Origin of the sequence: Nostoc sp. UHCC 0251 (genome assembly GCF_034932245.1) — a bacterium.
GTDB lineage: Bacteria > Cyanobacteriota > Cyanobacteriia > Cyanobacteriales > Nostocaceae > Nostoc.
Genome location: NZ_JAYGHD010000010.1, coordinates 33,850 through 50,520, shown reverse-complemented (window position 1 = coordinate 50,520; position 16,671 = coordinate 33,850). Strand labels below are relative to the sequence as shown.

The window sequence follows — 16,671 nt, the reverse complement described above, 5'->3', positions numbered from 1 at the left end:
CTTTAACCTTTACCCTTTTCCCCCTCTTGCAAAAAGCGCTTTTGCAAGAGGTCTAGTGTTCTGATTGCGGCGCAATAGTTCCAAAAACATTGGCTGATAGGTGGCACAACTGTTTATGTGGCGCTAGTTATTGCCGTGACCACAACGCAGCACGCAATATAAAATATAGGGCGGCGGGGCATCCCGTCCTTAAAGCTAGAGAAATGTCCGATGCAATAGCAGGAGTCATCTAGAAGCCTCCACCGTCCACGAAGTGGCGGCGCGGGGAGTATGTCACTAATGCCAATAGTAAGTTGGTTAGAACTGACGCACAAGAGATCCCCCAACCCCCTTAAAAAGGCGGCTTTTAAGGTTCCCCCCTTTTTTAGGTTAGGGGGGAACCTGGGGGTTAGAGTTTCCCAGTGAAGACCCTTTCAGCCGGGCCTGTCATGTAAACTCGTTGGTCGATTTCTGACCATTCAATTTGCAAGGGGCCACCCGGTAATTCTACAGTCGCGGTGCGATCGCATTTCCCAGTTAACACTCCAGCTACCAAGGAAGCACAAGCACCAGTACCACAAGCTAAGGTAATCCCAGCACCCCGTTCCCATACCCGCATTTTCAAATAGTCACGGCGTACCACTTGAATAAATTCGGTATTTATGCGTTGAGGGAAAGCTAAGTGATGCTCAAATTTTGGGCCGATGTTTTCTAGCTCAATTGCTGCTACATCTTCCACAAAGGTAATGCAATGGGGATTTCCCATATTTACACAGGTGACATCCCAAGTTTGCCCCGCCACCTCTAACGGCTGAGAAATTACTTTTTCTTCGGCGGGTGCAAGATTAGTAGGAATTTCGCCAGCAAGTAACCTGGGTAAACCCATGTCTACTTTAACTTGACCATCAAATAAAAGTTGGGGCGTCATTACACCACCCAAAGTATGAATGCGATATGAGTCTTGATTCCGGGATTCGCCTTCTAAATCTGCCAAAAAGCCAGCTAAACAGCGAATGCCATTGCCACACATTTCCGGTTCTGAACCATCGGAATTAAAAATCCGCATGGTGTAGTCAGTGCCGTCTTCTCCAGGTAGGGCAAAAATTACACCATCAGCACCGATACCAAAATGGCGATCGCACAATTTGATGGCTTGCTCTGGTGTCACTACAGGCTCAGATGACGAGCGATTGTCAATCAGAATAAAGTCGTTGCCTAGACCATGATACTTAGTAAATTCGATTGCCATTTCCTCAAGGATGAATTATCAAGGATTAGTTACTCTTTATTTTGCCTTGTAGGTTCATCTTTACTAAAAATGCTTACCGAATTTGACACCACTTTACCCAGTATTAGACAAGTCCAAAACCTGATTAAACAAACAACGCCAGTGGAATTAAAGCTGCTGACTAGCGATGTCCTCACAGGAAGGGTTTTATGGCAAGATCCACAGTGTATTTGTATTTCTGATGAAAACAGTCAGCAAACCACCATTTGGAAACAAGCGATCGCATACATCAAGCCGAAAACAAGTTAGAAGTTAAGAGTTATTGGCGTTTAGGCTAAAAAGCTAGATTCAGAAGAAAAAAGGGGGTCGGAAGAGAGGAATAGCCTCTCTCAGCAGACCCCCACTGAGCCAAGCGTTGGGTATTGGAACGAACTGATTGTTCGATGAACCGATTTTGACGTATTCTCATCCGTCGGGAAAAAATACTGACAATTACTTGGCTATACTTCAATTTGGCTGTGCTTGTATCATTTTCAGTAAATGAGAAGTTTTCACCAGTAAAAATTTACTTGTTTACCTCGACAATTAACTAATATTGCCTTAGTGTCTCGACATCACCTTGCTTATTGGGTTTCAAAAATAAAAATTTTGTAGAGAAGTTTAACCTCTCTACAAATAGTAATACTAAAGTTATACAAATATTAATTTTTACTAAATAACTCTTCCATCTTCTTTCGCAAACTTAGGGGTCTCATATCAGTCCAAACTTCCTTAATGTATTCCAGACATTCTGATTTGATCCCAGTTTTACCTGCATCTATCCAACCAAGGGCATTTTCTCTACCAGCAAGCCAAATAGAATACTGCTCTTCATGATTAACTACAACTTTGTAAATTCTTTGGTTTTCTATATCTAGGTTTTCCATTATTTATTTCCCTCCAAATTTGTCTATTTATTTAGATTGCTTCCGTCCTGAAAAAATGGTATGCAGGCTATATTGAGAATCTGCTATATTTCCCTTCCCATCGTAAATATTAATGTCTGTAAAACCGACATTTTTAAGAGCAGTGACGACTTCTGTTCTAGAATAGCCTCTAACCAGATTATTAATATCTAAACGTTGCCAACATTCTTCTACCATTTGAAAAATGGTAATCTTAAATTGTCCTATTTTTTCTTCAGGACTATAGCTATCACAACAAGCCCAAGCGAAATCATCTTTAACATCACCATCTGAAATTGCACCATTCCAGGATTTATAAAAATCTTCCAAATTTAAGCCAAACAAAAAAATTCCATTATTCAGTAGTGAATCATATACTTTACTAAATACTTGTTGTAAGTCTTCAAGTTTTATTATTTCATTAAGTCCTGCGTTGGCAGAAATCACTGCATGGAAAGTGGGTGGTAAATTAAAAAATCTGGCATCATCCAGAATGAATTTAGCATTGGGGGCATTTTCACGAGCATATTGCAACATTGCTTCCGAAATATCAAGACCTGTGACTTGATAGCCTTGCTCGATTAAATGTTTGACCATGTGTCCAGTACCACAACATAAATCAAGAATATCTGCCTCTGGCTGAATATTATATTGTTGTAGTAGCTTTTCCAAAGCAGGCAAAATAGCTTGGCAGTATCTTAGCCCCCAATAATCATTGTAAATTTTAGCCCAAGGATCGTATGTAGCATTAGGATTGATTGTAAGCATTTGCCTATTCTCCTATTAGTTTTATTAATTTTCACGTAGATTTGTCAATGCCATAACTATGGCAATAAACTACCTTCTCGCAGTTCATTGATGCTATTTTTAACAGCTTGAATTACATATTCTAGGTCTTCATCAGTATGGGCTGTAGATAATAAGCCACCATTTCCTATTAGGAACACTCCTTGATAGAGAAGATGATAAGATATCAAGTCCATACTCTGTGAAGTAGAATCTCCAGAATCAGAAGCATCTCCTAAAGGAATAGAATTAAACATTGAACCGCAATTTGCTAATAGAATTGGTACTCCATCTGCTTGAAAGTAAGTATTCAGTTTTTCGACAAACTGAGAAGTCCGTTGATTTACTTGCTCTTGAAGAGCAGTCCCTTGATTTTTTAAATAGTTAAGTACTGCTTTGGCAGCAGCCATCGCCAAGGGATGTTTGCAGTAAGTACCGCTAAAAAATGTTGTTTCTACTTGAGGAAAAGAAGCATCCCCGTAGCTCCACACCCCACCATCAATTCTATCCATGTAACTTGCTTTACCAGCTATAACTCCAATGGGCAAACCACCACCGACAATTTTTCCATAAGTTGCTATATCTGCTTTAATTCCAAACCATGCTTGCGCTCCACCTAAATGAAGGCGAAAGCCTGTAAGCATTTCATCAAAAATTAATGCTGTACCGGATTTTTGGGTGATTTCTCTTAACTGCAACAAAAACTCTTGAGGCTGTATGTCTGGTCTTTCATCTTGAATAGGTTCAACTAAAACAGCAGCTAATTCATGTTGATAAGCTTTGATTACTTCTAATGATTTAAAATCACCGTAATCTAAAACCAAAACATCTTGAGCTACGTTAGGTAAGACACCAGGAAAATTTGGAACTACAACTAAATCGCCGTCTATTTTTTGTCTTTTAACTAAAGTGCCATCAAAATGTCCATGATAAGAGCCTGCAAACATGGCAATTTTTTTACGGCCTGTTGTAGCGCGTGCTAGACGTATTGCCGTCATTACGGCTTCTGTACCTGTATTACTAAAAGTTACCCGTTCCATACCAGTTAGTTCACAGAATAACTCTGCAACTTCACCAGCAAGGTCTGATTGTGGCCCTATATGTATACCTTGTTCTAGTCGCTCTTGTATGGCTTCTTTAATAAAGGATGGATTATGACCAAAGAAGCTTACTCCAAAGCCCATCAAAAGGTCTATATATTTATTCTCATCAACATCCCAAATTTTAGAACCAGAAGCACGTTTGCCAATAATAGGATAGACTATTTCTTTGATACTTTTGTTAAATCCGATAGAATTTCTTCTATCTGCAAGCACAGAAGAATATGCTTGAGTTAATTGTTTCGATGTTTGTGTCCGTTTAATGTAACGGGCAATAAAGTTTTCTAGATACTGCTGTTGAGGATTCACCTTGGCTGTAGTTGTTGAATTTGTTAATTGCATAGTATTAATGTGTGGCGAATTTTATAAAATATTAGATGTTGCTCAATTTATGTTTGGGAGCTTCTAAAAAGCCTTTTTGCATAAGATAAGACAAGTAAGTATTAAGCAACCTATCATCGATTGGCGGGCAAATGATAGAGGTATTGGCTAGACCATCGATTGTATTTTGACAATCAAATTTTAGTGCTGCTGAGTTATGATTCTGTTCACTAAGCAAGGGTACAAGTGGATATAGTGGATGTTCTGGATAGTGTTCAGCAATGTTAATTAAATCTGCTTGCCATTGGTCATTAGAAATTTGTTGCAGTGAATATCCAAAGGAGCGGAGTAATTTGATCAGCTTAATTGAATGAAAAGGTTGGGAATTTACAAAGTGAAATGCCTTCCCTATAGATTTTTCTTGTCTGGATAAATGGACTACGGCTTTGCTCACATAATCTACAGGAGCCATATCTTCAATCATATTGACATCTGGCACTTTTTCAAGTTTTACACAGCCGATGATTAATCTGTATAAAAAGTCATTTTGATTGAATACTCCGGTTTTGCTGTGTCCAGAAACACGTCCTATTCTATGTATAGTTACAGGAAGGCCGCGATCGCGGGCGATGGTAACTAATTTTTCAGCAACCCATTTACTCTGCGTGTAGCCGCCAGATGGCACTTGATAATCATTGAGGTTATCTTGTTCTTGAACTATTTTTACGCCAGAATAACCTTCGGGAGAGAACACCCCATCTGTTGACATAAAATGCATGGGTTTGACTTTCGCTTGAGTTGCGAGTCTCAAAACTTCCTGAGTTCCTAATACATTTGCAGGCTTGAGTGTGGCGTATGGGGAAACATGATGAACCAACGCGCCATTGTGATAAATCACATCAATTAACTCAGCTAGTGCTTGAAATTTCTGCCGAGAAAGTCCCAAAAGTGGCTCAGATAAATTCCCTACAACTGCAATAATTCTAGAACTGAAAGAATTATCCCACACTAAGTATGATTTCAGGCTATTTTGAATTCTTTTTTTTCCCTCTTCTGCATTAGCTGCACGTACCAAGCAATAAATATTTGCATGAGTTTGTTGCAGGAGTTCATAAAGTAAAAATGACCCTACAAAACCTGTAACTCCAGTTAAAAAAATGTTAGTAGGCTCAGTTGGATATTTAATTGATGTTTCAGGACGTATCGTAGGATCAAGGACAGCTTCGGCTTCCCAATTAATTTGATTTTTTGAAGTAATAGCAAGAGTAGAATAACCCATGTTTTGAGCCGTTTCAATACTCTGGGCTAAACTAGCAATTGTTGGCATCTCCCACAAACTGCTTAAAGGTAATTCTATTTGCCATGTTTGACGTACTCTAAAAACAAGCTGTGTTAGTAGTAAAGAATGCCCTCCCAAATTAAAAAAGTTGTCTTCAATGCCAACTTGTTTAATCTTGAGCAATTCAGTCCAAATTTTCGCCAGTTGTTCTTCGATTAGTGTACGTGGTGCTATATACTTTATTTCTTTATTTGACAAGTAATGTTCAGCTATAGGTAATGCCTGACGATCTATTTTCCCATTCGGTGTAAGTGGTAGTTTTTCCAGTAGTACAAAAGCAGAAGGAACCATGTACTCTGGTAGACTCTGTTTGAGAAAGTGTCGTAATTCTGGTATCAGTTTAATATTATTTTCTAACTCATAATTTTGAGTATTAGGAACGATATATGCTACTAGTCGCTTGTCATCAGGGTTATCTTCTCTAACCATGACTACACTTTCTCGCACAAAAGAATGCTGAATTAGTTTGGCTTCAATTTCTTCTAGTTCAATCCGAAAGCCACGAATTTTCACTTGGTGATCTACCCGACCAAGGATTTCAATATTGCCATCATCGCGGTAGCGTACTAAGTCTCCTGTTTTATATAGTTTTTTGTCTGCTGCTTTGTTAAAAGGGTTGGGAATGAATTTTTCAGCCGTTAACTCAGGTTGATTGAGATAACCTCGTGCTACACCTTTACCGCCAATATACAATTCGCCGGGAATACCAATAGGAACTGGTTGCAAGTGGCTATCTAAGATATAAGTTTGAATATTAGAAACAGCTTTGCCAATGGGTATTTCTTGGGTAAAAGTTTGCTCTGATAAATCGCAAGTTGTTGCTACTACTGTGGCTTCAGTAGGGCCATAGCTATTGACGAGCTTGATTGTTTTATTTACACACTGTTGCCAAGTTAATACTTTATCATTTGATGCTTTTTCACCACCGATAATCACTAATCGTAGAAATGACGGTAAAGTTAATTTAAGTGCAGCTAACTCAAAAGTTAATTGCTGCCAAAAAGCCGTTGGTAAATCTAAGACAGTTAGCAATTGCTGTTGACATTCTTTGAGAAAATGAGGTATTGAACTTAACATTTCATCAGTTCGCAGTACCAAAGTTGCTCCCTGTACTAAACAAGGAAAAATTTCTTCGGCGGCGGCATCAAAGCTAATGGAGGCAAATTGAAGAATGCGATCGCTAGAATTTATGCCATATTCTGTTATCGCTGCTTGTGTGTAGTTAACTAAAGACCCTTGTTCAATCATCACCCCTTTGGGTTTGCCTGTTGACCCGGATGTATAGATTACATATACTAAATTGTCAAGTTGACTTTGATTGATGGGATTGGTTTGCGGTTGTTGTGCGATTAACTCTGCATCATCTATACATATAACTTTGGCTGGGGTATCTGGAAAATTTGCCAACAGACATTCCTGGGTGAGCAACACTGGTACTTGAGCATCCGCTAACATATACGCTAATCGTTCTTGCGGGTACACTGGGTCTAGTGGCAGATATGCCCCGCCAGCCTTGAGAATTCCTAACAATCCAACTATCATTTTGAGCGATCGCTCTACACAAATCCCCACCAGTACCTCTGGCCCTACTCCCAGTTTTTGCAGATAGTGGGCGAGTTGATTTGCTCTTTGATTTAGTTCTCGATAGGTTAAAGATTGCTCTTGAAATACTACGGCTATAGCATCGGGTGTTTTCTCTACCTGTGCTTCAAATAATTGATGAATGCACTGGTCTTGAGGGTAATTAATTTCAGTATTATTCCACTCAACTAATAAAGTCTGCTTTTCTGCTTCTGTCAGCAAAGGCAAATCTGACAGGCGTTGCTCAGGATTTGCAACCATACCTGTTAACAAATTGCCCAAATGCCCTAACATCCGAGTTATGACATCATCATCAAAGCCTTGGCGTAGCCCGCCGTAGACATCGCGATCGTAAGCAATTTCCAATGACAACTCTTGACTAGGTACGACTGTCACAGTTAAAGGGTAGTTTGTCCGTTCTTCAGCAACAACATTTAAAATTTCTAAATTGTCAATTTGCCGTTTTGCAGTATCGACCGGGTAATTTTCAAATACCAAGATGCTGTCAAATAAAGACATTGACCGTGGTACATCACTCCACCCTTGCACCTCTACTAAGGGACTGTATTCATATTGAGAAATTTCTGCTTGTTGAGTTTGGATTTGTTTAAGCAAAGCGACAACAGAAGTATCTGCTGCTACCTGTACCCTCAGAGGTAAGGTGTTAATGAACAATCCCAGCATCGATTCTGCACCCGCCAGCGTTACCGGGCGGCCAGAGACGGTAACACCAAAAATTACGTCTGTTTCGCCACTGTAATAGCTCAGAAGCCAAGCCCAAGCGCCTTGTACTAAAGTATTGAGGGTGATTTGCTGCTGACGAACAAGCGATCGCATCGCTGTGGTTTGACTAGCTGACAGTTTGATTTCTTGGGCTGCATGGTTTTTTATTTTGCTATGACTACTACTCAATGTTTTTTCAATACGGAGGTTAGTAGGAGCAGAAAAACCACTTAACGTCTGTCGCCAAAACGTCTTAGCTTTTTGTAAATCCTGTTTATGCAGCCATTTGATATAATCCCGATAAGGACGGGGAGGCTCTAACCGTAATTCTTTACCTTGGCAAAAGGCAGTATAAAGTTTAAAAACTTCGTTCAGCAACATCGATGTAGACCAACCATCGGTAATTAGATGATGGGTGTTCCAAACAAATTGGTAAGTATTTTCGTTCAGTTGAATTAACGCCAAATGCATCAATGGTGCTTGGGTGAGATCAATACCTAAAGTGCGATCACTCTCTAAAAAAGCTGCTAACTTTTCTTGTTGCTCAGTAGATGAAATACCTTGCCAGTTGTAATGTTTTAAAGATAGTTGCACCTGACGCAGCACCACTTGTATAGGTTCTTTTAAACCTTCCCAGCGAAAACAAGTCCGCAAAATTGGATGACGCTGAATTACCTGTTGCCAAACTCTTTCAAATACAGGAATATTCAGTTGACCAGAAAGGGTACATACTAACTGATTAAAATAAACTCCTGTATCTGGTGCAGATAGGGTATGAAAAAGCAATCCCTGCTGCATTGGTGAAAGAGGATAGAAATCCTCTACATTTTGCATACCCATTTCAAACATCTCCAATTGCTGCAATGATATTTTCGAGGTCAGTTTCATTCCACTGGAAATCTGATAAATCTGCTGGGAGCGAGTTATTTTCAGAAACTTGGTAAATTAGCGATCGCAATGCCTTGATAAAATTCTCAGCTAGATTCTCAATCGTGGTTTGGCGATGAATTGCATTGCTGTAAGTCCAACTGATTTGTAATTGGTCTGCAACTACAATCGCGTTGATATCTAATAAATGGCGACGGCTTCCTTTTGGACTACTTGCAGAACCAATATCTGCGTCAGCTAGGCTAAAGGTTGATGATTCTGAAAGAACTTGATCGGATTGTCCTAAATAGTTGAATAGCACCTCAGCTTGAGGTAAAGTTTGCAGTTTTTCTGCGATTGATTTGTCGTCTCTAAGATAACGCAGTACACCATAACCAATTCCGCGATTGGGAATCTCGCGTAACTGCTCTTTGACAATTTTTACCGTCGTGGCTGAGTCAGAAGTTGCTGGCAAGTTTAATAATACTGGGAAAATGGTCGTAAACCAGCCTACAGTTCGTGACAAATCCACATCATCAAAGATGTCTTCCCGTCCATGTCCTTCTAAATCTAAAAGTAGTGTTGGCTCTCCCATCCACTCAGCAAAAGTTTGTACCAGTGCTGTAAGTAATACATCGTTAATTTGGGTTTGGTAAGCGGCTGGTACTTTTTGTAATAAAGCTTGGGTATCTGCCACACTCAAGGAAACAGATATAGTACGAGCCGAAACAACTGTGTTTTCGCCTCCGGGAAAATCTACTGGGATGGGGGAAACGTGACGACGGCATTCTGCACACCAGTATTCTAGTTCGTTTTGAAGTTCGGTTGACTGGGCGTAGTTTTTTAACTTTTGCGCCCACTGCTGGAAGGAAGTTGTTTTAGCTGGTAATTTAATTGCCTCACCCGCTTGTAGTTGGGTATAAACAGTTTGGAAATCTTCTAGGAGAATGCGCCAAGAAACACCATCAACAGCTAAATGGTGAATGATTAGTAGTAAGTAGCTGGGCTGATTTGCACCACGGTCAAAAATAGCCGCTTGTACTAACGGACTCTTTGAGAGGTTGAAACTAGCTTGTAATTTTGTGGCTGTAGAAGCGATCGCTAATTCTTGTTCCTGGTGTGACAATGTAGAAAAATCGTAGCGTGTCACTGGTACATTATCTGTGGGAGTAGCGTAGACGCATTCGCGTAGCGTCTCGTAGAGAAGTGGCTTGTCGCTAGACATCGCTTGCTGCCATCCAGAAAGTTCCTTGACAAAACACAGACGCAGTGCATCATGGTGCAATATCAACTGCTGCATTACCTGTTGTAAAATCTCGGTGTCGAGACTTTGGCGCATTTCCAACAGAATTGCTTGATTGCAGTGGTGTGGCTCAGGTTGATTTTGCTCAAAAAACCAGTGTTGAATCGGTGTGAGAAATACATCACCTGTCACTAATCCTTGTTCTGCTTGGATAGTGCGAACCGTACCCGCCACTGTTGCTAATTTTGCAATTGTTTGGTTGTCAAACATCTGTTTAGGCATCAATTGCAAACCAGCTTGATTAGCTTTAGCAATAATTTGGATACTCAAAATAGAATCGCCGCCCAGCTCAAAGAAATTGTCGTGGATACCTACCCGTTCCACACGCAAAACCTTAGTCCAAATGTCTGCTAGTAATTTCTCCGTCGGCGTAGTAGGAGCAACAAAAGTACCTGATTCGGCTCTAACTTCTTCTGGTGCTGGCAATGCTTTTGTATCTACCTTGCCATTAGTTGTTAAAGGCAAAGCCTTTAATGGTACAAAAACCGAGGGAACCATATAATCAGGCAGTTTCTCTGACACAAAGCTTTGCAGAACGTCGATAGAACTGGGTGATTCTGCATTCCAAACAATGTATGCAGCTAAACGCTTGTTACCTGGAACATCCTCCCGCGCTATTACTGCGGCTTCCTTTACCCCCGAATGCTCTAGAATTACGGATTGAATTTCTGCTAACTCAATGCGGAAACCGCGAATTTTTACCTGATCATCGATTCGTCCGAGAAATTCCAGAACCTCATCTGGTCGGTAACGTGCCAAATCACCTGTTTTATACAGCCTCTCCCCTGGTATTTGAGAAAATGGGTTAGGAATAAACTTTTGTGCTGTCAATTCTGGCTGATTGAGATAACCTCTAGCTAATCCCAAACCACCAATATGCAACTCACCCACTACACCAATCGGTACAGGTTGACAGTATTGGTCAAGCACATATAACTGGGTGTTAGCAATAGGATTACCAATTGCTACTGAAGTAGAAAGATTTTCTCCTATCGGTACTTGGTAAATGCAACACCCTACAACTGTTTCTGTCGGCCCATATTCATTGACCAACATCGTATTTGGTGCAAACTCCCGCCAGAAAGCAATATCTTCAGCCAACAAATTCTCACCACCAATGATAAAGGCTCTGGTGCGACCTGCGGCTTCTTGCGGTGATAACATCTGACTCAGTAATTTCAGGTGAGCCGGTGTAATTTTCACCAAGCTTAAGTTGGAGTTGTTACGTAAAGCGTTGACTAGAGTTTCAATACCTTGATCTGGCGAGAGAATTTCTACCTGATTCCCCACCAGTAACGGAGAGAAAAGGCTGGTAATCGTCAGGTCAAATCCTAAAGGAGAATGAACGATTGTTCCTGTACCTTGGTCAAGATTATAAGCTTGGGTACACCAACTCAGGTAGTTGACTAGTCCTTGATGGTGAATTAATGTACCTTTGGGTTTGCCAGTCGAACCAGAAGTGTAAATGATGTAAGCCAGATTTAGAGTTGTAATATCACTGACTGGGTTATCTGTTGGCTGTTGGGTAATTATTTGCCAATCAGTATCCAAGCAAATTACTTGGGTTGCATCTGTTGGTAAGTTTGCTGCTAAATGCTGTTGAGTCAGTAGTACAGGTATTTGAGCATCTTGTAAAATAAATGCTTGACGTTCTTTGGGATAGGTTGGCTCAATTGGTAAATATGCTCCACCTGCTTTGAGGATACTTAATAAGCCGGTGACCATTTCTAGGGAGCGTTCTACACAAATCCCCACTGGTACTTCTGGCTTAACTCCTAATTGTTGTAGGTAATGGGCTAGTTGGTTAGCACGAGTATTTAGTTCACTATAACTTAGCTGCTGATTCCCAAAAATAACAGCAATGTTATCTGGTGTGCGGTTTACCTGTTCCTCAAATAATTGATGAATGCACTTATTTTTGGGATAGTCAGTCTGGGTATGATTAAAATCAACCAGTAGTTGTAACTCATTTGGCGGTAATATCTCTAACTCATTAATTGCCGATAACGGATTTTTTAAGATACTGTGCAATAAAGTCTCAAATTCTTCCGTTAAACGATTTATATTTTCAGCACTAAATAAGTTAGCGTCATAGTGAAATTCTACAGTCAAATAATCGTTGTATTCTAAACAAGAACATTTTACATTAAACCTATCTATACAGGCATATTGCTTGTAAATTGAAAAGTTAATATTAGCAGCGGTATATTTATGCTTTTGTGGTTCATAATCAAAACAAAATGGAAAATATGATGTATTTGTTTCCTGATTAAATTTAATAATTTTCAAATTAAAACTATCTTGCCATTCATGATTTTCTTGAAGGCGATCTTGAGTTTTCTGTAAAACTTCACTAAAAAAGCTAGTTGATCTTAAATGGCTATGTAAAGGTAAATATTTAGCAAATAATCCTAGCGCTGATTCTAATTCTTGGTAATTACGACCACTGGTAGCCGTACCAATAACTATTTCCGATTGTCCAGTCAAGCGCATCAGTAGCACTTGCCAACAAGCCAATAATAATACGCAAACAGAAGTATTATGTTTCTGGGCTAAAATTTTAATTTCGCTAGTAAAATTAGGATTTATTTGCAAGCTTACAACTTGAGGCTGAAACTCTTGATTGACTTGTAGTTGATTTTCTAAAGGCAAATGTAAATCCAAAAGGTGAGCAATATCCTGTTTACGCCAATACTCTCTACCTATTGCTGTATCTTCTGATTCCAGTAATTCATTTTGCCATTCAGCAATATCAGCATACTGGAGGACTTCATCAGATAATTCTTTATCTTGTAAACAAGCTTCGTAAGAACTGCTGATTTCATGCACTAAATTTTTCAGAGTTGCAGAATCGGCACACAATGCGGGTAAGCTCAAAATTAATATATACTTTTGCGGTGATAAAGTTATCAGGGAGATACGAAAAACTTGACCTTTTTCGTAATCAAAAGGCAAATGAAGCATCTCTTGAAAAATTACGTTAATCTTAGCTTCTTGTTGCTGAAGTTGCCAGCCACTTAAATCATAGCTGTCTTCCCAGCAGATGCTCCCATCATTTATTACTTGAACTGGAATTTCCATACCCGATAAGCACTGAAATTTAGTCCTAAGTATTTCATGCTTATTAACAACATTTTTTAATGCTTCTTGAAGGTTAGCTATGTCAAGCTTGCCTTCAATTAAAACTGCTACTTGGGCGCGAAATGGTGTTTGTTTATCTGTGTGTTGTAACAACCACAGATGTTTCTGGAGTGGGGAAATTCGGACACCTTCAAGAGTTTGGGTTTGCATAATATTTGAAAATCAGGATTTTATTCAGGCAGAGGCGCGGAGAGTAATGAGGAGTTAGAGTTATGAGTTGCTGCTAATGTTTGATTTTTGTTTAATCTTCATTAACTTCTGCCGAACTGTATTTTTATACTCTTTTTCTTGAGTCAGTTGTTGTTGATAGTCAGATTCTTTCAGTTTTTCTACTAGCTGGTTGAGTTGGATATCTGGTTGTGTAACCACACACCGCAAAAGCATTTCTAAATGTTCTGTCATACGGACTATAGTGCTGAGTTCAAATAAATCAGTTTTATATTCAAAGCAACCACTAATACCTTCTGCTTGTTCTGAAACTAGAAATCCTAAATCAAAGGGAGACATCTGCTTGTTAGTTTCAAATGGGCTAAGGGTGAGATCAGGTAAAGACAAAGTGAGTTTTTGAATATCTGGTGTGGCTATATTCTGGAAAGCAAACCACACTTGAAACAATGGATTATAATTTAAGTCTCGTTCTAGTTGCAATTCTGCGACTAACTTTTCAAAGGGCAAATCTTGATGGGTGTATGCTCCTAAAGTTACTTCGCGTGTCCGACGTAGCAATTCACTAAAACTAGGGTTTCCTGAAAGGTCTGTCCGCAGAACTAAACTATTGACAAAAAAGCCAATTAATCCTTCAATTTCACTGCGGTTGCGATTGGCAATAGCTGAACCTACAAGGATATCTTCTTGCTTGGTGTAGTAGTAGAGCAAGGTGTTGTATGCAGTTAGCAGGCTCATAGAGAGAGTGACATCTTCTCGCTGGCTGAGTAATTTAACTGCATCGCTGAGGTCTTTGGGTAGTTGGAATGATTGGGTTGTGCCAGTATAAGTTGGCTGCAAAGGTCGAGGTTTGTCTGTAGGTAACTCTAGCTTTGTCGGAGCGTTTTGGAGTTGTTGTTTCCAATAAGCTAGTTGAGTTTCTAGCACCTTTCCTTGCATCCATTCTCTCTGCCAAACAGCAAAATCTGCATACTGAATTGGCAAGTCTGGGAGTGTCAGAGATTTGCCTTGGCTAAACGCTGCGTAAAAATCTGCTAGTTCCCGAATGAGTATCGTCATTGACCACAGGTCGGAGATAATGTGGTGCATGGTCAGCAGTAATACATACTCTGCTTTGTCTAGCTGTAGTAGCGTGGCTCGTATTAGTGGCCCTTGAGCTAGGTTGAATAGGCGTTGTGCTTCTTCAATTGCAATGCGCTTTGCTTCAGTTTCGCGTTGTTGGAGCGATCGCTCTTTTACTCTTAGGTCTACTATCGGTATAGTAATATCTGTAATCGGTTGAATTTTTTGAACTGGTTGCCCTTCGACTGTAGTAAAAACGGTGCGTAAGGTTTCGTGACGACTGATAACTGCATTCAGGCTTTGCTCTAAGGCTGTGATGTTGAGTGAACCAGTTAAGCGCACACTTGTAGGCTCATTATAAGTATGATTGCCTGGGTCTAATTGATCGATTAACCATAGTCTTTGTTGAGCAAAAGATAAGGGTAAGTTTTTACTCCTACTAACAGGTTTTATTGGCGGAGTCTCCAATTTTTCCCCAGTTCTGATTTTAGCTTCTATTCTCTGGGCACATTCTGCTATGGTTGGCGACTCAAACAAATAACTTAGCGGTATCTCTATCTTAAAAACGTCTCGGAGGCGAGATATTACCTGAGTTGCTAACAGGGAATGTCCGCCTAAATCAAAAAAGTTATCATTATTACCTATACATTCTCTACCAAGAATTTCTGTCCATATCCCTGCCAATACCTCTTCTATAGGAGTGCGTTGAGTTGGTACAACTTGCTCTTGTGTAACAGATGCAGATTTTTGTAAAGCTCTAACTCTTGGAATTTGCTCCAGAGGAATTTGCGCTAAAAGTGTTTGCAATGTTGTTTCTGGATCAGAAATAATACTGTTTGATAATGTTAAAAAATGTTCTGAAATCTGCTCTACATCAGCACTATCAAAACGACGTTGATCATAAACGCATTTCAAATGGAGTTCTGAGTTAACAGTTGCTAAGAAGGTGAGAGCATATTTAGTCTGTGCGCCAATGGAACGCGAATCAGATATGTTAATTTTTAACTCAGTAGACTGTAATGCACTTATATCTACAGGATAGTTCTCAAAAACTAAAAGACTTTCATAGAGAGGTAAATGCCCTGGTAATTCACTGCATTCATGAACTTGTCCGGCATTGCTGTGTTCGTATTGGCGTAACTCCAGATTATAGTTTTGGATATTGTTGAGCCAGTACCATAACTTTTCTTCCTGATCAATTTTTACTCTTAAAGGTAAGGTATTAATAAACAGCCCAATAGTTGATTCGATTCCTGGCAAATTTGCTGGACGACCGGAGACTGTAATCCCAAAAACTACATCATCTTCAGTACTATAGCGGCAAATAAGTAGCGCCCAAATTCCTTGAACTATAGTGTTCAATGTTAGGCGATGAGATTTTGCTAACGATTTAATAATTTCTGTGTTTGTGGCATTTAAATATATTTCTTGCTCACCATATTTTGGTTGATTAGCACTATCACTTAAGGGTTCTGCTGTTATTCCTAATGGGGTGGGTTTGGTAAAATATTTTAAGTTTTTTTGCCAAAATTCTTTAACTTGTAATTCATCTTGTTGCTTGAGCCAGGCAATATAATCTTTGTAGGGGCGAACTGGTTTAAGGTATAAATCCTGACCTTGGCTTAAAGCTTGGTAGCAAGATAAGAATTCCTGAAACAATAACGGGCCGCACCAGCCATCCATGAGAATATGATGAGAAGTCCAAACTAATTGATAAGTATTTTCATCAGTTTGGAAAAGTGCCAAACGCATGAGAGGTGGTTGAGATAAATTGAAACCGCGATCGCGATCGCTCTGAAGATAAGCTTGTAGTTGTGCTTGTTGTTCTGGCAAAGAATATTCTCGCCAGTCTTGCTGTTCCAATGGGACAGCTACTTGTCGTAAAACTACTTGAAGTGGCTGTTCCTGGTCTTTCCAGACAAAGCCGGTTCTTAAAACTGAGTGCCGCCCAATAATCCTCTGCCAAGCTTGCTCACAAGCCGACACACTCACATTTCCTTGTAAAGTGCAGATGGATTGCTCAAGATGAATACCTGAATTGGGAGCAAATAATGTCTCAAATAACATCCCTTGCTGGGTTGGAGACAATGGATAAATAGCTTCAATATTTTTCTTATTCATTGCAATTTCCT

At 39.7% G+C, this 16,671-nt stretch carries 9 protein-coding genes; 2 read left to right on the top strand and 7 right to left on the bottom strand.

Features of this window, described 5'->3' with window-relative positions; translation table 11 throughout:
* Positions 1-89: 89 nt before the first annotated feature.
* Positions 90-233 carry a hypothetical protein gene (locus tag VB740_RS02690; RefSeq protein ID WP_323198544.1) on the top strand — a complete coding sequence of 48 codons (144 nt, stop codon included), beginning with the start codon at positions 90-92 and terminating at the stop codon, positions 231-233.
* A 155-nt stretch (positions 234-388) separates the two neighbouring features.
* Here VB740_RS02690 and dapF read toward each other — a convergent pair whose 3' ends face one another.
* Positions 389-1,228 carry a diaminopimelate epimerase gene (dapF, locus tag VB740_RS02685; RefSeq protein ID WP_323198543.1) on the bottom strand — a complete coding sequence of 280 codons (840 nt, stop codon included), beginning with the start codon at positions 1,226-1,228 and terminating at the stop codon, positions 389-391.
* 69 nt (positions 1,229-1,297) lie between these two features.
* Between dapF and VB740_RS02680 the strand changes: the two genes are divergently transcribed.
* A complete protein-coding gene (locus VB740_RS02680; protein ID WP_323198542.1) occupies positions 1,298-1,516 on the top strand; it encodes an Hfq-related RNA-binding protein in 219 nt (72 codons plus the stop codon).
* A 392-nt stretch (positions 1,517-1,908) separates the two neighbouring features.
* Here VB740_RS02680 and VB740_RS02675 read toward each other — a convergent pair whose 3' ends face one another.
* From VB740_RS02675 to VB740_RS02650, 6 genes are read right to left on the bottom strand one after another with little or no spacing between them, the layout of a single operon-like run.
* Complete coding sequence (locus VB740_RS02675; RefSeq protein WP_323198541.1) at positions 1,909-2,133, bottom strand: MbtH family protein; 225 nt, start codon at positions 2,131-2,133, stop codon at positions 1,909-1,911.
* A gap of 27 nt (positions 2,134-2,160) precedes the next feature.
* Positions 2,161-2,919, bottom strand: a complete 759-nt coding sequence (locus VB740_RS02670; RefSeq protein ID WP_323198540.1) for a class I SAM-dependent DNA methyltransferase — start codon at positions 2,917-2,919, stop codon at positions 2,161-2,163.
* 56 nt (positions 2,920-2,975) lie between these two features.
* Entirely contained in the window at positions 2,976-4,379 is a 1,404-nt protein-coding gene (locus tag VB740_RS02665) for an aspartate aminotransferase family protein (RefSeq protein WP_323198539.1), read from the bottom strand.
* 31 nt (positions 4,380-4,410) lie between these two features.
* A complete protein-coding gene (locus tag VB740_RS02660) occupies positions 4,411-8,889 on the bottom strand; it encodes an amino acid adenylation domain-containing protein (RefSeq protein ID WP_323198538.1) in 4,479 nt (1,492 codons plus the stop codon).
* Positions 8,843-13,462 carry a non-ribosomal peptide synthetase gene (locus tag VB740_RS02655; protein WP_323198537.1) on the bottom strand — a complete coding sequence of 1,540 codons (4,620 nt, stop codon included), beginning with the start codon at positions 13,460-13,462 and terminating at the stop codon, positions 8,843-8,845. The genes VB740_RS02660 and VB740_RS02655 overlap by 47 nt, the downstream gene beginning before the upstream one ends.
* 60 nt (positions 13,463-13,522) lie before the next feature.
* Positions 13,523-16,660 (bottom strand): condensation domain-containing protein, encoded by a 3,138-nt coding sequence (locus tag VB740_RS02650; RefSeq protein ID WP_323198536.1) that lies wholly within the window; start codon positions 16,658-16,660, stop codon positions 13,523-13,525.
* Between the last annotated feature and the right edge of the window lie 11 nt (positions 16,661-16,671).

Excerpts from the sequence above, each read along its gene's own strand:
- VB740_RS02675 (WP_323198541.1), bottom strand. The coding sequence starts at position 2,133 with ATGGAAAACCTAGATATAGAAAACCAAAGAATTTACAAAGTTGTAGTT.
- VB740_RS02660 (WP_323198538.1), bottom strand. The coding sequence starts at position 8,889 with ATGAAACTGACCTCGAAAATATCATTGCAGCAATTGGAGATGTTTGAA.
- VB740_RS02670 (WP_323198540.1), bottom strand. The coding sequence starts at position 2,919 with ATGCTTACAATCAATCCTAATGCTACATACGATCCTTGGGCTAAAATT.
- VB740_RS02655 (WP_323198537.1), bottom strand. The coding sequence starts at position 13,462 with ATGCAAACCCAAACTCTTGAAGGTGTCCGAATTTCCCCACTCCAGAAA.
- VB740_RS02650 (WP_323198536.1), bottom strand. The coding sequence starts at position 16,660 with ATGAATAAGAAAAATATTGAAGCTATTTATCCATTGTCTCCAACCCAG.
- VB740_RS02665 (WP_323198539.1), bottom strand. The coding sequence starts at position 4,379 with ATGCAATTAACAAATTCAACAACTACAGCCAAGGTGAATCCTCAACAG.
- dapF (WP_323198543.1), bottom strand. The coding sequence starts at position 1,228 with ATGGCAATCGAATTTACTAAGTATCATGGTCTAGGCAACGACTTTATT.
- VB740_RS02680 (WP_323198542.1), top strand. The coding sequence starts at position 1,298 with ATGCTTACCGAATTTGACACCACTTTACCCAGTATTAGACAAGTCCAA.